At 45.5% G+C, this 21,265-nt stretch carries 17 protein-coding genes; 11 read left to right on the top strand and 6 right to left on the bottom strand.

Going from position 1 to position 21,265, the window contains the following annotated elements:
- Positions 1–10: 10 nt before the first annotated feature.
- Positions 11–976 (bottom strand): phytanoyl-CoA dioxygenase family protein, encoded by a 966-nt coding sequence (locus Pcarn_RS16040; RefSeq protein WP_261836931.1) that lies wholly within the window; start codon positions 974–976, stop codon positions 11–13.
- A 163-nt stretch (positions 977–1,139) separates the two neighbouring features.
- Here Pcarn_RS16040 and Pcarn_RS16035 point away from each other — a divergent pair, with 163 nt between their 5' ends.
- Positions 1,140–2,009 (top strand): AraC family transcriptional regulator, encoded by an 870-nt coding sequence (locus tag Pcarn_RS16035; protein ID WP_261836930.1) that lies wholly within the window; start codon positions 1,140–1,142, stop codon positions 2,007–2,009.
- A gap of 45 nt (positions 2,010–2,054) precedes the next feature.
- On the opposite strand, the gene Pcarn_RS16030 is transcribed toward Pcarn_RS16035, so the two are convergent.
- Together Pcarn_RS16030 and Pcarn_RS16025 are read right to left on the bottom strand one after the other, a co-directional pair.
- Positions 2,055–3,602 carry an alpha-glucoside-specific PTS transporter subunit IIBC gene (locus tag Pcarn_RS16030; RefSeq protein WP_261836929.1) on the bottom strand — a complete coding sequence of 516 codons (1,548 nt, stop codon included), beginning with the start codon at positions 3,600–3,602 and terminating at the stop codon, positions 2,055–2,057.
- A gap of 61 nt (positions 3,603–3,663) precedes the next feature.
- Entirely contained in the window at positions 3,664–4,989 is a 1,326-nt protein-coding gene (locus Pcarn_RS16025) for a 6-phospho-alpha-glucosidase (protein WP_261836928.1), read from the bottom strand.
- 185 nt (positions 4,990–5,174) lie between these two features.
- On the opposite strand from Pcarn_RS16025, the gene Pcarn_RS16020 reads away from it, so the two are divergent.
- The 3 genes from Pcarn_RS16020 to Pcarn_RS16010 all read left to right on the top strand — a co-directional run bounded on the left by Pcarn_RS16020 (position 5,175) and on the right by Pcarn_RS16010 (position 7,903).
- Entirely contained in the window at positions 5,175–5,882 is a 708-nt protein-coding gene (locus tag Pcarn_RS16020; RefSeq protein ID WP_261836927.1) for a GntR family transcriptional regulator, read from the top strand.
- Positions 5,883–6,139: 257 nt separating this feature from the next.
- Entirely contained in the window at positions 6,140–7,303 is a 1,164-nt protein-coding gene (locus tag Pcarn_RS16015) for a patatin-like phospholipase family protein (protein ID WP_261836926.1), read from the top strand.
- 99 nt (positions 7,304–7,402) lie between these two features.
- Entirely contained in the window at positions 7,403–7,903 is a 501-nt protein-coding gene (locus Pcarn_RS16010; protein WP_261836925.1) for a hypothetical protein, read from the top strand.
- Positions 7,904–8,629: 726 nt separating this feature from the next.
- Here Pcarn_RS16010 and Pcarn_RS16005 read toward each other — a convergent pair.
- A complete protein-coding gene (locus Pcarn_RS16005; RefSeq protein ID WP_261836924.1) occupies positions 8,630–9,553 on the bottom strand; it encodes a LysR family transcriptional regulator in 924 nt (307 codons plus the stop codon).
- Between the two features lie 417 nt (positions 9,554–9,970).
- On the opposite strand from Pcarn_RS16005, the gene Pcarn_RS16000 reads away from it, so the two are divergent.
- The 4 genes from Pcarn_RS16000 (at position 9,971) to Pcarn_RS15985 (ending at position 16,120) form a co-directional block, all read left to right on the top strand.
- Positions 9,971–12,625, top strand: a complete 2,655-nt coding sequence (locus Pcarn_RS16000) for a beta-N-acetylhexosaminidase (RefSeq protein WP_261836923.1) — start codon at positions 9,971–9,973, stop codon at positions 12,623–12,625.
- Positions 12,626–13,454: 829 nt separating this feature from the next.
- On the top strand, positions 13,455–14,384 hold the full coding sequence (locus Pcarn_RS15995; RefSeq protein ID WP_261836922.1) for a Gfo/Idh/MocA family protein: 930 nt from the start codon (positions 13,455–13,457) through the stop codon (positions 14,382–14,384).
- Between the two features lie 27 nt (positions 14,385–14,411).
- Positions 14,412–15,695, top strand: coding sequence for a diguanylate cyclase domain-containing protein (locus Pcarn_RS15990; protein ID WP_261836921.1), 1,284 nt, complete (start codon positions 14,412–14,414; stop codon positions 15,693–15,695).
- A gap of 77 nt (positions 15,696–15,772) precedes the next feature.
- Complete coding sequence (locus Pcarn_RS15985; protein WP_261836920.1) at positions 15,773–16,120, top strand: DOPA 4,5-dioxygenase family protein; 348 nt, start codon at positions 15,773–15,775, stop codon at positions 16,118–16,120.
- A 124-nt stretch (positions 16,121–16,244) separates the two neighbouring features.
- On the opposite strand, the gene Pcarn_RS15980 is transcribed toward Pcarn_RS15985, so the two are convergent.
- On the bottom strand, positions 16,245–18,005 hold the full coding sequence (locus Pcarn_RS15980) for an SgrR family transcriptional regulator (protein WP_261836919.1): 1,761 nt from the start codon (positions 18,003–18,005) through the stop codon (positions 16,245–16,247).
- A gap of 141 nt (positions 18,006–18,146) precedes the next feature.
- Here Pcarn_RS15980 and Pcarn_RS15975 point away from each other — a divergent pair, with 141 nt between their 5' ends.
- Together Pcarn_RS15975 and Pcarn_RS15970 are read left to right on the top strand one after the other, a co-directional pair.
- The gene (locus tag Pcarn_RS15975; RefSeq protein WP_261836918.1) at positions 18,147–18,320 is read left to right on the top strand and encodes a hypothetical protein; all 174 of its coding nucleotides are present in this window, start codon (positions 18,147–18,149) and stop codon (positions 18,318–18,320) included.
- 58 nt (positions 18,321–18,378) lie between these two features.
- Positions 18,379–19,053 carry an SDR family oxidoreductase gene (locus Pcarn_RS15970; protein WP_261836917.1) on the top strand — a complete coding sequence of 225 codons (675 nt, stop codon included), beginning with the start codon at positions 18,379–18,381 and terminating at the stop codon, positions 19,051–19,053.
- 3 nt (positions 19,054–19,056) lie between these two features.
- Here the strand turns inward: Pcarn_RS15970 and Pcarn_RS15965 are convergent, their stop codons facing one another.
- Complete coding sequence (locus Pcarn_RS15965; protein WP_261836916.1) at positions 19,057–19,848, bottom strand: arylamine N-acetyltransferase family protein; 792 nt, start codon at positions 19,846–19,848, stop codon at positions 19,057–19,059.
- Positions 19,849–20,452: 604 nt separating this feature from the next.
- Here Pcarn_RS15965 and Pcarn_RS15960 point away from each other — a divergent pair.
- Positions 20,453–21,160: a M15 family metallopeptidase gene (locus Pcarn_RS15960; protein WP_261836915.1), complete on the top strand. Its 708-nt coding sequence runs from the start codon at positions 20,453–20,455 to the stop codon at positions 21,158–21,160.
- Positions 21,161–21,265: the final 105 nt, after the last annotated feature.

Raw genomic sequence — 21,265 nt, 5'->3', positions numbered from 1 at the left:
GCCATTTAATTTAAACAGGTTCTGCTATTTTCCAGTCTTTTAGACCAAGTAGCTTCTCACCAAGAGGTGTGAGTTTCGCTTGTGGGTACTTCACCTGCTCCCAGTTTCTTGGGTCTCCAGGGAAAGCGAAGCCCTCAGGCGCTAGACGCTCTTTCCATGAGTTAATGCGCCAGTCGCGAATGGTGGTGTTGCTCTCTTCCGCAGGAACCATAGAGATATACTGCGCCATTCGAACTTGGTCCGACTGGTTTGGTCGAATACCATGTGGAAGCAGGCTGTTAAAGATAAGCAGGTCACCGGCCTTCATCTCGATAAAATCTACCTTGAAACCCTCAAGGTCTGGCACAAATGGGTCACGATCTTCAGGTTGGGTTTCACGCCACACCTCTAGCTGACGATAAAGCTCAGGCACACACTGAAAACCACCGGTTTCTTCATTGGTATCTGACAGGGCTAATACACCTTGAACGTTCACTGGTAGTGGGTCTAGTGAGGTGTCCGCATCCCAATGAACAAAGCCACTGAACTCACGTCCTAATTTGTTAGGCGGGTTAAGGTTGGCTCTGTCTATGGTCACCCACAATTCCTCTTGATCCCAGATATCTACAAAGGCGTTATACACATCTGGGTTTTGGCGGTTGTCCCACAGCACCTGGTTGTTATAGCACTCAACCATTCCGGAGTTATTCAATTCCACCATGGCATGGTCACGACGCTGGGCTTGATACCAGGTTTGTGAATCTTTCGGGTCCATTTCTTGGAATTCCCATAGGAAATCTTGAGAGCGCTTAACTGCCTCAGGGGAGATGATCTGCGGGATCACCAGATACCCATTGTGCTGCCAGAAGTCGAACTGCTCTTGGGTCAGTTTCTTCAGTGGCAGACTTTTACGGATGTCTTTTAGCTGAGCTGAGTTGATGTTTGAAACGCTGTTGTTTCCCGGTGCGTTGTCACCAAAGCCATATTTGTTCTTCATGAGGTTTCCTTGTGTAGGGTGTTGGTGAGCCTTGGTCTTAGCCAGGCTCTTTGCTTTGGTCACATTCTGGCAACAAATAACATCCTCAAGTGATACAAAAACAGCAATTGATGATACTTTTCGGTCATTGAGTGGTTTTTAATGGGCGGCTAAGTATTAGGTTATGAAGGCGCAGTTTGAAAAGGTAGAGTACGCACAGGATAGCTCGTGGCAGCTGCTTATCCGTAGATTAGAGTCAATTCCGTTTGAGTGGCACTTTCATCCTGAGTTCGAACTTACTCTAACCTTGAACAGTGCGGGTGAGCGCTACATTGGTGATACCATCTCCGAATATGGTGACTATGATTTGGTTCTGCTTGGCCCCAATATTCCCCACACTTGGCAGTCGAGAACCAGCTTGGACTCTGGTTTGGAACAGCGCGTTTATGTGCTGTGGTTTGATATGCAATGGATTCAGGAAGTGGCTCGATTGTTTCCTGAGTGCCGTAGCGTTTTGCCCCTGTTAGAACAGGCTCAGCGAGGCATCGTCTTTCCCAAGGCGTTAGCGAAAACCTCTCTACCTCTGTTTGAATCCCTAGATTTAGCCAACCCTACGCAGCGTCTCGCCCTGATGTTACAGATCCTAGATGCGATTAGCAGTTCGGCTGAGTATGACTTTATTTCAGTGGAACAAGCACTGGGGAGCCACGATTCAGATAAGCGTGAACAACGCCTGCTTGGTGTGCTTTTAGAGGCGATTCATGACAACTATACGCAAGCTATCTCGTTGAATGAGTTGTCTCAAAAGGTTGGCATGAGTGAGAGCACTTTAGGGCGCTTTTTTAAGAAAATGATGGGGCAGAGCGTAAATGCATACATTAACCAAGTGAGGTTAGGAAAGGCATGCTCATTGCTGATTCAAACCGACAAACCTATTTCTCTGGTGGCAGAGCTTTCAGGGTTCAATAACCTTTCGAACTTTAATCGTCTGTTTTTAAAGTATAAACAGATGACGCCTAAGGAGTTTAGGGCAAGGTTTGTTGATGCGAACTAAAAAGCCTTTGTCATAGACAAAGGCTTTGATTGAGAGGTTAAAGGCTTATGCTTGGATCAGTTGACTCATCTCTTCCCGCACTTGGGGTACGGTCAGACCGACGATTATCTGAAAACTGTCTCCATTTCTTACTACATTCACAGCACCCTGCTGTTGGAAATACTCAGTAGGCTGAACCTGAGATGCATCTTTGACTTTCACGCGCAGTCGAGTTGCACAGTTGGTTAAAAGTTCGATGTTGCTTGCGCCGCCCAGTCCTTGGATAAAGGCGTTTGCTTGGCTATCTTCCATAGCGCCATTTCCTGATTTAGCCGCTTTATAATCTGCTTTTGAAACCAGTTTAACTTCAGCATCATTGCGACCAGGGGTTTTAAGGTCGTATTTAAGAATGATGGCACGGAAGGTAAAGAAGTAGATTGCAGTGAAGGTTAGACCAAGAGCAATCTGAATCAGATAGGTGCCCATGTGGTTGGAACCAAGAGGTAGCCAGTTTTGGAAAACAAAGTCGATAAGACCTGTTTGGAAGTTACCTGAAACACCCAGCATGTATGCGATAGTCGCCATAGTCGCCGACAATACTGCATGCAAAGCAAACAGCGCAGGGGCGATAAATAGGAAGGTGAATTCAATCGGCTCAGTGATACCGGTCAGGATTGCAGTGATTGCTGCACCTAGTACCAGACCCAAGACCATCTTTTTCTTCTCTGGTTTTGCAGTTGAGTAGAGCGCAAGTGCAATACCTGTGCAACCAAACACCTTACCCATACCGGTAAGCATTAGACCACCTTGTGGGAACTGCTCTGTCAGTGGTGCGCTGTTTGCGGCGAAGTCTTGAATGTGTTGAATCCAGTAAGCAACTGTACCGCCATCGACCGCCACAGGACCGTAGAAAACTGGGCCATAAACGAAGTGATGTAGGCCGGTTGGGATCAATAAACGCTCAAGCAGTGTGAATGCCCAAACGCCAAATGCTCCTGCGTTTACCAAGAAGGTCTGTAGGCCGTTGATGCCATCTTGGATGGTTGGCCAAACAAAACAGGTGATAACAGCAATAGAGACCATGATAGGGAAACTGATGATGACAACTAATGGTGTGCCGTTAAAAACAGAAGCCCAGTCAGGCAGTTTATGGTCGAAGTATTTATTGTGCACCCACACAGAGATGCTCGCGATGACAATGGAGCCAAGAAGATTGGTGTCCAGTGTTAGGATTCCGCCAATTTCTGTTAGACCGCGCTCACCCGCCACATAGTTAACGCCTAGATCTGCTCCCCAAAATTGTAGGATGCCACCTACTACATAGTTGAAGGTGATATAAGAAACGAGAGTAGCCAGAACAGCTCGACCAGAAGCCGATTTTGCTAGGGCAATAGGCAGACCGAGTGCAAACACTAGCGACATGTTTTTGAACACGGCTAGGGATGCCTGTAGCAAGATAGTCGAGATGCTATGCCAGGTCGAGCCCTCGACAGCCCAAGGGAAAAGGTCTTGGTTGAGTAGCATTACGGTAAAGCCGAGGAGCATACCTGCGGCAGGGAAGAGCAAAACAGGAACGAACATGGCCGCTCCAAATCTTTGTATCATGTCTTTCATAGTGACCCCAATAAAGGCCACTTAGATAGAGAAGACTCCATCTAAGTGGTTGTTTCAGTTATTAAAAAAATTGTGGTAGGTAGATTTTATTTTCTTCTAATAGCTCATCGACGATGGCTTTTGCTGTAGGGATATTGATAACGGTACGGTTGAGGGTTAGAGCATTTATAAGTTTTTGTTTGTTACCTTCGTACCATGCGTCAACGACCAGCTTTTCATAGCCGAGTTGGCTCTCAATCATGGCCTTTTGGAATGTTGGAATTTGTCCAACAGAGAAGGCTTTAGGTCCGTCGTTGGTTAGAGCACAAGGTACTTCTACCATGGCGTCATTCTGCAGGTTTTCGATGATGCCGTTGTTCTGCACTATGACCAGATAGGTATCACCCATGTTGTAAGCCAGTGATGCAGCAACACGCACCATATAGCGGCCATGGATGTCGGCATGCAGTTCTTCATTCGCGGTGGTACCCGCATCGATAATGCGTTGGTTTAGTTCGAATACACGCTTCTCACGACCATTGATTACCTGACGGGCACGAGTGTTGTTGATGTCCTCTTTCGCTACCATCTTTTCAGGGTACAAGTAGTACTGCAGGTAGGTGTTAGGTAGATATTCTGGGTTATCTGCCAACATGGTTTGCATGTTTTTGAAGGTCGCCTGCCAAGATGGATCGTCTGCAATTTCAGGGTCGATAGCACTAATACCCTGATTCAAAATGATATTTTTAATCTCGTCAGTAAGATCTTGGCCTTGCTTGTTTTTGATCTTGGTAAACCAGCCGTAGTGGTTAAGACCGAAGTACTCCGGAACCAGATCCCAGAACTCGCATCCTAGTAAGTTTGCATAGCTCACCATGATAGCGGCCGGCATATCACAGATGTTCAAGATGCGTTTGTCTTCAGGAAACTCTCTATTCAAAGCCTCTGCAACTATGGCTGCAGGGTTGGTGTAGTTAAGGATCCAGGCTTCAGGGCTGTAACAACGAATCTCGTTGATCAGTTGGATCATATCTCCGATCGATCTCAGGCCATAAGCCATACCGCCTGCACCGCATGTCTCCTGACCTACACATCCATGAGATAGCGGTATTTGCTCATCTCGTTCGCGTGCTTGTAAGCCACCAGTACGAATTTGAATAAAGAAGAAGTCTGAGCCAGAGAATGCCGTTTCTTTATCTGTGGTGTAGATAAACTCTTCAACCTCTGGATAGTGTTCTCTGAACAGGATCTCAGTAGCTTTTGCATTCGACTCTTGGCGCTCAGCGTCAATGTCATAGAACACAACGCGTTTTAGCGGAAAGGTCTCTTTTTCTGCGATTAGGCTGTTCATCATGCCCAGGGTATAGGTACTGCCGGCACCTACTACGGTTAGATTTTGTTTTTTCATCTTTGATATCCCAATGTGTATCTGATGGGATAAAAGTATCTCAAAAGTATTATGGTAGGCAATACATTTGGGATACTTTAGTTGCTTCGTATTACAGGGATCACGGTAAAAACAAAGAAAAGTACTATTAATGTATTATTTGTCACGTTTTGTGGGTAGCATGTGTCCGTCATAGAGGAGTAACCATGAATAAGCCAAGATACTTGCAGATTGCTGATATTTTGATTGAGAGAATCAGTAGTGGAGAACTGCCAGCAGGTTCAATGTTGCCTACCGAGGGAGAGCTTCAACAGGAGTTTGATGTCAGTCGAGTTACCATCAGAAAGGCGATGCAAAAGCTGGTGGAAAAGGACCTGCTATTCAGGCAGCGTGGTAGTGGTACCTACGTAAAAGCGCCTAAGGCCCAACATAATGCTTTGCAGCTAAGTGGCTTTGTTGAAGAGGTTTCAGCACAAGGTAAAACACCGAGCTCTAAGATCATTACCTTTGAGTTGATTGAGTGTGACGAGTTGGTGGCGGAAAAGCTTGAACTGGATTTGGGTGAAGAGGTTTATTCTATACGCCGTTTGAGACTTATCGATGATGAACCCGAAGTTTTAGAACACACGTTTTTGCCTGTAGCCCTGTTTCCAGACCTCAGCATCAGTGCGATGCGAAGCTCTAAATATGACTATATCGAGAAAACAAAAGGACTTCAGATTAAGCTATCTCGACAATCTATTAAGCCGCAGATTTTAGATATAGCCACCGCAAACGAACTCAATATTGAGGTATCGCAACCTGTTATTAGGGTTGATTCTGTAGGTGAGCTTGCTAGCGGTGAGGTGTTCGAATACACCATTCACTATTTCAGAGTGAACCAATACAGCTTTGACTACATCGCCTACCGATAAGGAAATTACAGATCCGCTTGCCTCCTGTTGAGGCAAGTGCACTTCCAGTTCACTTATTTAATACTTCATTCTATAAACTGTTATCAAAGGTTAATGGCTACTGGATGGAGTTAGCACTGTCTGATTTGATACTAAAAGGTATCGACACAATTTTTGTGACAATCAATCTCGCTGATGGCCACTAATCAAGGAAAGATGAATTCATTATCATGTTTTTTCGAACATGGCACCGCAGCAGTTAGACCAAGAGACAGAGCATGAACAACAACACCTGCAAATTTAAGCGCCACTTTATGGTTGTGGCTCTCTCCGGTTTGCTGGTGGCTTGCAGTTCTGCCCCTGAGCGCAATGTCTCTATGGATTCTCAGTTTATTCACCCGCTAGGCGTGGAAGGCTTGCGGGTGTGGGATGGCGTGAGTACCAACATCACTGGCTATGACCCTAGTTCAGGCTTTGCAAAAATGGCCGAGGATAAACCCGAGGGCGAGGCATTCAATTACCTAGCGCTTTCTGGTGGCGGTGTTGATGGTGCCTTCTCCGCGGGTGTCTTGAATGCATGGAGCGAAAGCGGTGAAAGACCAGAGTTTGATGTAGTGACGGGTGTTTCTACCGGTGCACTGGTCTCGGTATTTGCCTACCTAGGTGAAGACTATGATGATGAACTCAAGAACTACTATACCGCTACGCCTCTTGATGAGATGTTTCGTCTTAACTCCATATTCTCAATGTTTTCGCAAAGAGCCTTGCTGGACACACAAGGCTTTGAGAGTAAGGTTCGTGATGCCATTACCGATGAGATGATGAAAAAGCTCGCCGAAGAGAGGAGCAAAAGCCGCGTCTTATTAGTGGGTACTACTAACCTAGATAACGAGAAGATGGCTATCTGGGATATCGGCAAGATAGCGCAGGTGGGCAACGACGATGCGCGAACCCTCATCCAAGAGGTGATTATCGCCAGTAGCACGATTCCAGGAGCCTTTCCTGCCAAGCTAATCACCATAGACGACGGTGTGCATTCTTATGATGAGATGCACGTTGACGGCGGTGTCTCAAGGCAAGTATTTCTGGTGCCACAGTGGGCGCGTCATGACATACCAAATTTTGGACGTGAGCAAAATATCTACGTGATTCGCAATAGTCGTCTGAAACCTACCTATCAGCCGGTTCCTTACGAGTTTGCGGATATATCTTCTCGCTCATTGTCAGCGCTTATTCGTAACCAAGGAGTAGGAGATGTGGAGTTTCTGTATCACTTCTCACAAGAGCATGAGTTTAACTTCAAACTGGCCTATATTGACTCGGATTTTGAGCCAAATCGAGAGCAGTCAGAGGAAGCTTATATGCAAGACCTTTACAAGCATGGCTATCAGTTGAAGCTTGAGCATAAGCTTTGGACAGAGGTTCCACCTAGCGTGGAATAGTGGCTGTTAGTTTTTATCTAATAATCAATTAGCTAAACCTAGACTTCTACGAACTGCCTAATGGCGTATGCTAAAGCCATTAAGCATCAGGAGCCAAGTATGCAATACAAAACCACTTCCTATGACTCCCTTATCAACGAGTTTCAACAGCGAAAGTTCACACTCAACGACATCAAGAGCTTTGTTTATAAGGTGTTCGCTATGTACGAGCGCGCAACGGTAGGGAAAGAGCTTGTTCCAGCTGAGGCGTTTTCCGAGCTAGTAGCTAGCGATATTCATGTAGATTTTCCTGATTACAAGATCCGCTCTCGCGAGGAGTTTTTGGAATGGCATCGTTGGATTCACGGCTTGCTGGTATCTGATGACCATGACATCGATAAGCTTGAGGTACTGTTTCTCGCCAATGGCAAATACGAAGTGAGATTTAAGGTTCGTTGGCGTGGTGAGTTTAAAGACGGCACCTATACCGACCTGAAACTTGAACAGCGATGGATACTGCGTGAAGAAGAGCAGCTTGAACATCCAGTAATCGAGCGTTATATCGCGACTATTGATGATCTTATGCCGGGGATGACAGCGGCAGAAGCTGACTCTGAATAAAAAAAACCCCAGGCGATCTGCTCTGGGGTTTGCTCCAACTGACGTTGTTATAGTTATTCTTCAATGCTGGACAGGCTTTTGCTTACTGTATGACAAGTAACACACTGACAAGTAGAGGAAAAGTAAGACTTTGGTCAGGAATGAAGAAAGTGTCTGCTAGAGCGAGCTATGTGAGTCAGAGCGTCTGAAACGCTCAAATTGAGCTTAAAATAAAGCCCCAACTGATTTGCATCAGCTGGGGCCTATTCTCTTTCGCAGCAATCCGGCTACTAAAAGTGCTCCCTGCATCTTTCCTTGATAGTGGTTAAAATCCGTTAACCTAGTTCCATGTCGTCGCCATCCTAGCGGTGTCCATTCTAGCCTGTCATCCTGACGGGCGAACTCTATCCTAGAGCTTCACTTCCTTGCTGATAACTAATCCTAAGTTATCAAATCTTCATCCTGAAGATACCTAATCCGTTAGGGTTTGTTCCTTTTCCTGCCAACATCCTGTCGACGTGGTTAGTATCTTCTTTCTGGTGCTTTAGAACAATCATGTATGGCGTATTTTTAGTAGTTTACATCTGAACAAAAAATAACAAGTCTAATATAAACAGTGGCTTACAGAGCTGCATTCATGACTGTTATGAAACTTTAGTCAGATCGCTGACTCGTTTGTGAGAGATCTCTTACAAAGGCTCGGGAAGATCGTCTCAAAGTACCATTCTACTTCAAGGTGACGATTGGTTATTCCATCTCCAACAGGGTTTCAGAGAGCAGTTCTCGTAGCCAAGTTAGCTTAGGATTTTGTCGATTAATGTTGGAGTAATAGAGGGAAATCTCTCCTCCCGGAGTCGGTATCTCTTTAGGTAGAGGGCGCATAGTCATTTCTTTAGGCAGAGCTGACCTAACCAGAGTAGATGCTGGCATGATGGCGTTTTCATGTTTGATGGCTTCGAGACATGTGATTAGTTGATCGCTGCGGAAGACAACCTGTGAGCTTAACTGTGCCTGAGCTAACACTCGCTCGATAAAGCTTGTTCGGTCAGCAAAATCTGGCATAAGCATGAGAACTATATTCTGTTGTGATAAAGCATCTACGGTTATTTCGGCTTGGGCAAATTCTGAATCTGCTAAGCAACATACCCCGTATTTTGCTTTGCATATGGGTTCATTACGCACTTTTATCGAGGTGTCTAGGATAGAGAAGTTAACCCCAATATCCACTTGACCTTGCTGAAGTTTAGCTTCGGTGTCCCACGTCCAATTGATCAATTTTAATTCTGCCAAAGGTGCTTGAGCACGGAGTTTGGGATAGAGACGCTTCATTATCGGTTGAAGAAATGAGGAATTGACCGCTACTGTGATGTCCCCTTGATAGGTATTTGGATTGAATTCCCAGAATGGATTAAACATACCGTCAATAGCCTCAAACACGACTGGGAGTTGCATTAGAACGGCTTCACACTTCGGGGTTGGACTCAGCCCATGAGCCTTACGCACAAACATCTCATCTTCAAATAGTTCACGCAGTTTCTTCAGAGCCTTACTAATTGTTGATTGCCCTACGAACATACGCTCGGCAGTTCGGCGAGTGTTTCTTTCCTCTCCTAGCACTTTGAGGATCTTGAGCAAGTTAAGGTCAATTTTGGCGATTTCTTCGTAATTCATGAGTTTATGATATTCCACTTTAGAATATCTAGATGTTAGATATTTCATTATTCAGGTTCAAGGGAATCACTTAAATTGTGCCGAAAATTAACTTTTTGAAATATTTGACTCTTCTGGAGGAAAACTATTGAAAAAGGTGCTTGTGGCCTTATCGATAGCTGCGCTTATTTCGTGCGTGGTTTTTTCTGCTTGATATGGCATTCACCTCAAATAGGGCCTAATTAAATCAATGTCTTAACGCTGAAGATTTAAGGGCTCGTCAAGTTTCATTTTGGAGTGCTGATGGACTCACTCCTTGTCCAATTTGGCTCTGGCGTTTGAAGGGTTTATTTCCTTGTCCCTTCCCGTCGCTATAGATGCCTTTACGCGAGCTCTACGGACGGTTAGCTCGCGTTTTTTATTCCTAGTTAGGTCCAAATGTTTAAGAAAACAGTTATCGCTAGTGCTTTGGTTTTAGGTTTGTCGGCATGTGCACCTAAGGCTCCGTCCACCCAACAAGAAGTCGATTTTCTGGCCAGTTCCCTTGATATGAACTTCGAGATAGTCACCAATCATGGTAACAGCCAGGGTGTTGAGTGCGGCGAACTCGGAGCAGACTATGCGGCCTGCAATAGAATCAATCTAGTATTGACTAATCTAGGTCGAGATATCGACATTAAAGAATGGCAGATTTATTTCCACAGTATACGTCCTATCCTCTCTTCAGATAATGATGCCTTCAAAGTCACTCATATCACAGGTGACCTGCATAAGATTGAACCTACCGAAAAATTTACCGGTTTCGAGCAACAGAAAACCTTTGAAATTCCTTTAGTTGCCGAATCTTGGTATGCCACTAATACCGACTTTATGCCAAGAGCATTCATCACTGCGCCTAATGCCGAAGCGCGCAATTTAGAGTCCACTAATACCGAGGACTCGAGTGAGTTTGTTGAGGGTTTGTCGGGCAAGCAGGTTTACTTTTCAGAGCTCGATAACAATGAAAGAGCAACTGCAAGCAGTCGCTTTAAGAAACACAAAAACACACAACACCTTGATGTAGCCAAGGAGATACTACCAACACCTAAGAGTGTTGAAGTAACTGGCAGTGAGTTGAGCCTAGAAACAGGTATTGATCTATCAAGTCTGCCTCTCGCGAAAGCCTCTCGTCAGGCACTTGTTGGCCAATTTGAGCTTCTGGGGGTAGAGGTCAGCAATTCTGGTATCCCTGTGAAGGTGCGCTTTGACTCTCGCTCACAAGTAGAGAGTGCGGAAGGATATCGTTTAGAAATCACAGAGGATGAAATCTTAATAGAAGCACACAATGATACCGGTGTCTTCTATGCTCTGCAGTCAGTACTTAGCTTGATTGACCCTATGAGTTCGCACGCCATACCGACCATGAAGGTTATCGACCACCCACGCATGGAATATCGCGGTTATATGGTTGATGTGGCGCGCAACTTCCATTCAAAAGAGTCTATCTTGAAAACGCTGGATCAGATGTCAGCAATCAAGATGAATAAACTTCATCTGCATCTCAGTGAAGATGAAGGTTGGCGACTTGAGATCCCTGGTCTTCCTGAGTTGACTGAAGTGGGTGGCAACCGCTGCTTCGACCCGAGTGAGCGTACGTGCTTGCTACCGCAGCTAGGCTCGGGAGCAGACAGCAATAACTTTGGATCAGGCTATTTTAGCCGAGAAGACTATGTCGAGATTCTAAAGTACGCTAAGGCTCGCCATATCGAGGTAATCCCTGAGATTGACATGCCAGCTCACTCGCGAGCGGCTGTTGTATCTATGGAAGCAAGATATCAGCACTACATGGAGCAGGGTGAACAAGAAAAAGCGGAAGAATATCGACTGATAGATCCACAGGATTTATCCAATGTCACTACGGTTCAGTTTTACGATCGTCAGAGCTTTATTAACCCTTGTTTGACCTCATCAAAGCGCTTTGTGGCTAAGGTTATCTCTGAGGTGAAAGCCATGCATAAAGAAGCGGACATGCCTCTCAACGCTTGGCATTACGGTGGTGATGAAGCCAAAAACATTAAGTTAGGCTCGGGTTTCCAAGACCATTCAGAAGCATCGCTTGAGGGTAAAGGTAGCATCGACCTATCCAAGGAGAATAAACCTTATGAGCTCTCTCCTCGATGTGTGGATATGATGCAGGCAGAGGGTATTTCTGATGCTAATGGTCTACTCACTTACTTTTCAGGAGAGGTATCTGAGATTGTTGAGGCTAACCATATCCCTACCTTCCAGATTTGGTCGGATGGCTTGAAATACAACAAGGGCAGTGAAGAGTTTGCCACCGAAAATGTACGGGTGAACCTGTGGGATACCGTTGCTTTGGGCGCGCCAGCAAAGGCTAACCAACTGGTGAATGATGGCTACGAGTTGGTATTGTCGAACCCTGACTTTGTCTACTTTGATATGCCTTATGAAGTAGATAAGCACGAGCGCGGATACTATTGGGCGACTCGAGCTACCGATACCAAGAAAGCCTTCTCATTTGTGCCAGAAAACCTAGCCCAGAATGCAGAACTGACCGTTGACCGTGAAGGTAAAAAGTACGTTGCGAACTCCCCAGATGCAGCTGCACCTAAGGTATATGGCATATCAGCGGCGCTTTGGTCAGAGACTATTCGTACCGACGATCAATACGAATATATGACCTTCCCACGTCTGTTTGCGGTTGCAGAGAGAAGCTGGAATACAGGAGATTGGGAGCAGGAGTATGAGGCTAATACTGAGTATTCCTCATCAACCAAACACACTGATTTGAATGCACTTAATAGAGATTGGAGTCGATTTGTCAATATCTTGGGTCAGCGAGAACTGGCCAAGGCTGAACTGCGAGACCTTCACTTCAGATTACCTGTACCAGGTGCTGAAGTTAAAGAAGGAAAGCTGGTCATGAACGTGTCTTATCCGGGTATCGCTATGGAGTATTCAACCAATATGGGTGAAAGCTGGCAGACCTACTTTGATGAGAAAAAGCCTGAGGTTAGCGGAGTCGTTCTTATCCGCAGTGTTTCTCCTTCGGGACAAAGAAGCAGTCGCGTGACCTTATTAGCCGCTAAATAAAAACCAAGCCTCATTCTTTGAATGGGGCTTTATCATTTTTAAGCTGATAGCTGATAGCTGATAGCTGATAGCTCAAATTGCAGGCAAAATAAAACCCCAACTGGTTTTACCCTAATTGAAGTGGAAGTCTATTATCGGTGGAGGGTAAGGGTTTCAAATTGAAGAAAAAATATAACCTGACAAGGCGAACCTAATCGAAGTGGAAGTCTATTCTCGATAGGAGATAAGGGGTTCATAAACTACGGACAAAATAAAACCCCACCAGGCGAACCTGATGGGGTCTATTCTCTTTCGCAGCAATCCGGCTACTAAAAGTGCTCCCTGCATCTTTCCTTGATAGTGGTTAAAATCCGTTAACCTAGTTCCATGTCGTCGCCATCCTAGCGGTGTCCATCCTAGCCTGTCATCCTGACGGGCGAACTCTATCCTAGAGCTTCACTTCCTTGCTGATAACCGAATCCTTAGTTATCAAATCTTCTTCCTGAAGATACCTAATCCGTTAGGGTTTGTTCCTTTTCCTGCCAACTTCCTGTCGACATGGTTAGTATCGTCTGTATAGCGGGCTGTAACAATCATGTATGGCGTATTTTTATCTGTTTACCTGTGAGTGAAAAATAACTTATTCATTAAAAACAATGACTTAACTTTATTTTCGGGAGATTGCCATGAAATATCTGTCAGATCGCTGACTTCTTTGTAAGAGATCTCGCACAAGAAGTAGGGAGGATCGTCCCGATGATCAATTAAGTGCAAATATGTATACCTGTCGATCTTAATCGGCTGCTCTGTTTGCTATATTGAAGCCTGCTCCCTCAAGGTACGGAAGAAAATGAAGTTAGGAATCATTGGTTTAGGCGATATTGCGCAGAAAGCGTATCTCCCTTATATCACTCAATTAGCAGGCGTAGAGCTTGTATTTAGCACTCGATCTTCAGAGGTGATGAAGTCACTGGCACAGCAGTATCGAATCTCTGAAGTTTGCTCGGACTACCGAGAGCTACTTAAGTCTGGTGTCGACGCAGTTATGATACATGCCGCAACTTCTGCGCACGTTCAATTGGCAAAGTTCTTTCTAGAAAAAGGTGTCCCAACCTTTGTCGATAAGCCTTTGGCCGACAACGCCGATGATGTGGATGTGCTTTACGAACTGGCGATTAGCAAAGGCGTCCCTCTGTATGTGGGCTTTAATCGCCGCCATATTCCCCTTTACAACCAGCATGTAACTGAACTGGCTAACGGTAAGGTTGGGGATCTCCTGTCTCTTCGATGGGAGAAGCATAGGTTCGATCTTCCCGGCGATATTCGCACCTTCATTTTTGACGACTTTATTCATCCCCTAGATAGCATCAACCTCAATGCACAATCGAGTCTAGAAGGCGTTGAAATCTTTACCCAAAAGGTGGGTGATAAGCTGGGTCGAATCGATGTGCAATGGCAGACGGGCAACACCTTGTTGCAAGCGAGCATGAATCGTCAATTTGGTATTACCCGAGAAACCGTGTCTGCCTGTTATCAAAATCGCGCCTATGAGTTTGATTCTTTCGTCTCTGGTAAATACTTGCAGAACAATTCAGTTCAGCAATTAAACCTTAAGGATTGGACGCCTATGTTAGCGAGCAAGGGCTTTCACTCAATGATGACGGATTGGCTACAAGTTGTTGATTCTAATCACATAGATTCATCTGTGATCGAGCGAAATATTGCTAGTCACCGATTAGCGGATAATATTTGTCGTAGGCTGGAAGCCGCACTCGAATAATAATGCGAACTGCAAAGGATTGATTTCGTGACCATAAAAACCAAACTTAGGCTCCTACTTGGGACGCTGTTCTTCTTTTCCATTGCCAATATTGGCTTTGTATATGTGCTCGAATCTCGCAGTGAAAATAAGCTGCAGTGGGTAGTGCATACTAATCAGGTTCTGCAGAAATCTGGAGAACTGCTAAACGCTATCTCAGATACAGAAACGGGACAGAGGGGTTACCTGCTTACAGGGCAAAACTACTATCTAGAACCTTATTTCCGCTCTCGCGATGAGATTAAGAAGATCTGGGCAGAGCTCAAGTCACTCACTTCAGATAACCCCGGTCAGCAAGAGCTTCTAGATGAGCTGATTGTCGATATTGATTACAAGCTAGAAGAACTGGCTCAAACCATAGAGATGTATAACATCGAGCCGTCTCAGGCCCTTGCTGTGGTTCGTTCCAACGCGGGTAAGCAGTATATGGACAACATTCGCGCTTACCTTTCTTCCTTTGATGGTGAAGAGAAACGACTGCTCGAACAGCGTAATGGCGACTACCGCGAGGCCCGGGCTTATATCACTATGATGATAGTCATCGAGGGCTTGATCATGGTCTTCCTTGCTCTGTTTACTTTGATCACCATTAACCGTGCTTTGTTTAGCCCACTCACCAAGTTGGTGGATGCGACGCAGAAGGTGGAGCAAGGTAAGCGACAGGATGTAGTGGACTACCTACCGAAGGATGAGATTGGTTATCTGATGGGGCGCTTCTATAAGATGAGTGAGAGTGTGCATCGCAGACATGAAGATCTGCATATCAAGGCTCACACCGATGAGCTGACTAAGGTGAAGAACCGCATTACCCTGTATACCGATATTGAAAACTCTATAGAGGTGAGTCAGGCGGAAGGAAAGTACGTTGGCCTCTGTTTTATCGATATGGATGGCTTCAAGCAGATCAACGACCAGCTTGGGCATGAGTATGGGGATGTCTTGCTTCAGACCGTCGCCCAGAGGCTAAAATCTTTGCTTCGAGCTACCGATGAGGTTTATCGCTTTGGCGGTGATGAGTTTATCGTATTGCTTCAATCCGTGCGCTCAGAAAAGGATGTCGAAAAGGTGGTTCAAAATCTAGTCGAGAGCATTCGAGAGCCAATTTTATACAAAGGGCATCAACTCCAGGTTAGGTTCAGTACCGGTGTTTCTGTAGCACCTCGAGATACTGTCGATGCCCTGCAACTCGTAGATAATGCAGACAAGGCTATGTATCGCTCAAAACAGTCTAAACAGGGCAAAGTTGAACACTTTGTGTTAGAACAAGCTTAGTCTTAGTTAATCTAACTACACTAAACAGGCTCGGAGTTATCTTCGAGCCTGTTTTTCTATCAAGGAAAAGAATCGATATGGAAAATCCGAAAAGACCCATCAATGCACACGTCAACTATCACGCTCACGTCTATTTCGATGCAATTAGCCTAGATTTCGCTACTAAACTCTGCCATCAAGCGGGAGATAAGTTTGGCTTACAGATAGGGCGAGTGCACCAAAGAAACGTAGGACCCCATACCAAATGGAGCTGTCAGCTTATCTTCACCAAAGACGATTTTGACGCTGTGATCCCTTGGCTAGATAGTGAAAGAGATGGCTTATCTGTGCTGGTGCATGGCGTAACCGGTGATGATCTTAAGGATCATACCGAACACGCCTATTGGCTAGGAGATGCAATTGAACTGGATTTAAGCCGTTTCTAGCGTTTGTTTGCCCTTTCTACTGAGTTAGGCACTTTTCATGTAGAACCACTACACCTAAAAGTACCTGCCTTGTATAAATACCCAACAATTCGCTACAAAAACAAACTCAAATGGTCAACAGACCCTAGTTTTTAGGCTCGAAATACCAGATGTCTTGCAGGCTAGGCCAACCCCATGCATTGATACTCACCCCCTTGAAGATCTCTTCAAACTGAATAGTTTGGGTGTGATGAAAAAGTGGCAATAGCTTGAACGATGAGATCAGGCTGGTGGAGATAGACTCTAGCCCTTTAAGGTATTCCGGATAGCTTTTGTGCGCGCGCAGGTTATCTAATTCCTCAAGTATCCATACCTTTTCTTGTTCGGTTAAGCTTGCCAACAATAAGGGGTCTGAGCTCATCCAGCTGAAAATAGAAGAAGGGCGATTGTCATCAAAATTAAGGCTAGTTAGTAGCAGATCATCTTTAAGCTCTCCGGATTCAACCAATTGATACAACTCAGCATGAGAGAACTCATTTATCGTACATCGGGTACCGGATTTCTCCAGTATCTCGGCTATTTGCTCGGCACAAACCTTCAATCCTTTATGAGTGAAGTAGGCGATGGATAGCTCTCTTGGCAGTAATTCATCCGTCGAACCTAGCTTAGATACCCGAGTCCAACTCGGTAGAAGGTTAAACGCATCTGAAGGCGGTTTTCGATTCGGTGGTGTGGTTCGTTTTAGCCCCTCGCGCATCGGTTCTCTGACCGCCGCAATCAACTGGTTCAAGGTTGATTTCTGTCCATCGGATAGCTTGTTGCTTGTGCCATTGTAGAGGGTAACCAAGCAACCATCTTCAATACGAGCGATGCTTTTCTCTTGGTTGTTGGTATCCGTTGCTACTTGCTCTGAGGTTTCATCTGGACTTCGTAGCTTCTCTAGTAGGTAAGGAATGTTTTGCTCTGGGGTGTACCAGATGGTGACGGTCTCTGGCAGAGCTCGAAAACCGTGGAAGTTTTCATAAGCCTCCAGAGTGAGCGCGTGTTGTGAGTGCTCTTTGATCTTAAAGATGCCACTGCCGTTTATGCTTTCTGGATTGGTGAGCTGTTTAGCAGGCTGTATCGAATACTTGATGCCTGAGACTAGACCAGGTAAGCCGAGGTCTGGCTTGGTTAGTTTGAACACCAAACAGGTTTTTCCTTTCGCTGTGACCGAGTCCAGATGCTTCAGCTCATCTTGATACCAAGATTCTGCCTTGAGATTTTCGAATAGCTCGGCCACTTGAGCTGCATCTATCTCCTGCCCATCATGGAAAGTAAGCCCTGGCCTTAGGAAAAAGGTCCATGACAGATTAGCTTCGTCGTAGCTCCAGTGATGAGCGAGATCTGGGCTGATAAAGCCATTGCTATCGCACTTGGTTAAACAGCTATAGATCTGTCTGAGTAGGAAACGTTCGCCATTGCGCTGAGGTTTATGAGGAAGCAGGCGCGAGAATCTGCGCTCGTAGGTCAACTGGATATGCACTGCGTCTTCGCGCATCTGAGCCCCTGATGTGGTCACCAACAGCTTCTCAAACACGCTTCTATCGTTATCCACTAGCTCCAAAGCGGTTTGATACTCTCCCAATGCCATCTGTGTTCTAGCGAGGTGATGAGAGAGCTCTTCTTGTGAGTAGTTGAGATAAAGCGAAGAACGTTTATTTCGGCCTATTGCTGGCGTCCACTCTAACCATCCTGACTCTGCCATTTGCTTGAGCAAGGTTCGAGCATTACGAGGGCTGGTGATCATCAGTTCTGCCACTTCAGGCAGGGTGACTTTGAGCTCTAAATGACTGCCCAAGGCTGCAATGCGAGAGAAATAAGGTAGTCGTCTTATCTCGAGTAAACTGGGATGTTCGTACTTCATCGTCTTCCTGCTTTGGACACTTTTTAGCGTATTAACGCCATTATATGCCTAATAGAGGAAGAATAGTTGGTAATGTTCTCTGTTTTTGTCTTCTTACTTTAGCGTAATAATTTTCATGGGTTAAACAAAGAGGCTAAGCAAATGAACAAGGTACTAACAGCGAACAATTCACACGCACTAGGTCATTATTATCAGCAGCGCTTGCTGCACGCCAAGTCTGAATGGGAAGTGAATCTCATTCTGACCGTTTACAACTTGTTAAACATAAATGGGGATAGTTCTCAGGAAAACAGCGCTAAGCACGGGCGTAGCTGAGTTTTGCAGTTACATTTGTGCGAGGATGAAGCTTTCCAATAATTAAGAGACGAATGGTTTGAATATTCTAGTGACTGGGGCAACCAGTGGTATTGGGTTCGAGCTCGCGAAACTGCTCAGTAAGCAGGGCCATAAGGTTGTGGCGACGGGTCGAAACAGAGATAAACTACAACAGCTAGAGAATGAGCATCAATGCTTAGTGATAGCAGCAGATCTGGCTAATACGAATGAACTGGATGACATGTTTGAGCTGGCTGTGCATCAACTTGGTCACCTTGATGTATTGATCAATAACGCTGGACTCAACACCAGAAAGGCGATGATCGATGAGTTCTCTTTGGAGGAGTTCGACTTTCAATATGCGGTCAACTTAAGAGCCCCAGCGCTTCTTTGTCAAAAGGCTCTTAAGGTAATGAAACCAAACGAGAGCGGCACCATCATCAACGTGGTGAGCACGGTTGCCAAACGCGCCAATGAATCCATGAGTGTTTATACCGCTATGAAGCAAGGTTTTGCGGGATTCAGCAGCATCTTGATGAAAGAGGCACAGCCTCATGGAATCAAGGTTTCAACCCTATTCCCCGGTGGCACAGATACTAACTTTAGAGAGCAATCGAGACCACAATATATGAGCCCAGAGAGTGTGGCCAAAACCATAGCAGCGATCCTGTCGCTGCCTGATGATGTTGTGATGCATGAGATGCTATTTAGGCCACCTGTAGAGATTGAATAGTCTCTAGAAATGTCTCGCAAGGTCCTTGAAGTCCACATCTAACTCTATACCAAAGTGGACTTTAAGGGCATTAAGGTAAGACGCTTCATCCTCAAGGGTGATCTCTCGTACCTCATGCTGAGTTTTGATCTTGAGGGTGCTATTTAGCAAGGTCACTATGCCTTTGTCGTTTGGCATGGCCGCAGTGCAGTTATAGGTGAAGACAGAGTTTGGGCTAGTACAGGTATAGTGGTTGCCCATCTCGATATCACCTGAACAGACATGGGCCATATCTAGACTATACAAGTTGAGCCAAGCATCTTGCTCTTTAATCTGGAGCATAATGCCAAACTGTGCATCCTCAATGAGGCGGAAAGTCTGCATATCCGTTACTAACTCAGTGTTGAGCACAACAGGAAGGGGCTGTCTCGGAGTCTGGGAACCGAAGCCAACATCCACGATCCACTCTTTGCCATCTAATGTAACCAAGCTTACTTGATGACTGCGACCAGAGGGTTGCTCAGCTAAATGTACTCTTCCGAGAAGCGGTTTAGCCTCAAAGCCGAAAGCCTCTAATGCTCTGAGCATCAGACTATTTACCTCAAAGCAGTAGCCTCCGCGATTGTTGGTGATGAGTTTTTCAAATATCGCTTGCTCACTAAGTTCAATCTTCTTGCCTACTGCTACATCCATGTTCTCAAATGGAATACGTCTGTGTTGAGCATTTTGCAGTGTTGTCAGCCCTGACTCTGAAACCTGAGGTGCGTCGTTGAGTCCGACTCGATTTAAATACTGCTTAAGTTGTTCTGGTGTCATTAGGTGCATCCTTTCTCGAGATAGTGGCACGTTAGCACACCTTGACATGGATTTTATGGATAAGCAGATTTTTCGCAAACTGCCTCATAGTTGAGCTGTGTTTCATAGGAAATCAGCAAGAAACGTGACCTAAATTCTCTTTGTGTAAAATTTAACCAAACGCTGTGCGTTTAGGCATATATTTAACGTGCAACGTCAGGCAAAAAATAAAAAAACAAGGCTTAAAATATGAACGCGGAAGGCATGGAGAACATGTTCCTTCCGATGGCGGAATCCATGCTAGATGTCATTATGTGGATCTTCATCGGTTGGACGTGTGTAGTATTTGGGTCGCTAGTGGTAAAAGCGATTAAAAACCATCTAGAAGTAAAAAAAGAACTGAGGGTTATGAATGGCAGGCAGCATGATCCCTTAGATAGATTTCACTAGTCAGCTCTTTGTATTAGACCTATAGCCTCGTCTCAACCGTGTTGTTGTCGGGGTACAAGGTGGTGCGCCTCCAATTCTGCCTCTCATGTCTAGATGCCTTTTCAATCGTGTTTGAGTTCTCGCTCATGCCAGTGCAAGATGCTTGAAAGACTGCTGGTTTAAAGGAACTGAATACATGGGGCACATAGACATCTCCGCCACTGAAGTGGTTTCAACACCCGTTCATGAGTGTGGCGAGAAGTTGGTCTCTGCAAAGGGAAAAATAAAATGTGGCACTCCACCGGAGAGCCCGGAAACCAAAGCCTGTTATCACTATGTGCGTCAAGGTGTGCTAGATAGGCTACAGCGTGCTGAGGAATCGCTACCGGATGGTTTGAGCTTTCGTCTGTACGAAGGTTATCGCTCTCCAGAGTTCCAAGAGAAGTTATTTGAGCAGCAACTAGAGCGTGTTTTACAACGCAAGGCTCATTCGTCAGATGAAGATGCCTATCATATTGCCTCCCAACTCGTAGCGCCGACGAGAACGCTCACAGGCGAAACACTATATCCACCACATAGCACCGGTGGTGCGGTGGACATTGAGATAGTTGACCGAAAAGGACAAGTTATAGACTTTGGAATGGAGCTCAAAGATTGGAACAGCGTCTCTCCTGAATTGTGCGCTATGAATGCTTCAGGCTTATCAAGAGAGGCCATAGAAAACAGGGCTATGTTGTTGCAGGTGATGTCTGAAGCGGGGTTCGTGAATTACTCGCGAGAATGGTGGCATTTCTCGTATGGCGACCAGTACTGGGCTTTTATGACAGAGCAACCACAGGCTATTTACGGTAGCGTGGTTGGTTTTTTAGAATGCGTCTCGGCTTCTGAAGACAGTAGTATATGAGATAACTGCGTACGTCCCCTGTACGCAGCCGCTCCGAGTCCTTGTCACACCCACAAAAAGTTGAGCTATAGGAAGTGAGTGCTTCAAGTCGCGGCACCACTAAGC

Source organism: Vibrio ishigakensis (assembly GCF_024347675.1).
In the GTDB taxonomy this organism is placed as follows: Bacteria; Pseudomonadota; Gammaproteobacteria; order Enterobacterales; family Vibrionaceae; genus Vibrio; species Vibrio ishigakensis.
Note: the sequence above shows the minus strand (reverse complement) of the source record. Positions and strands in the feature narration are given on the sequence as shown.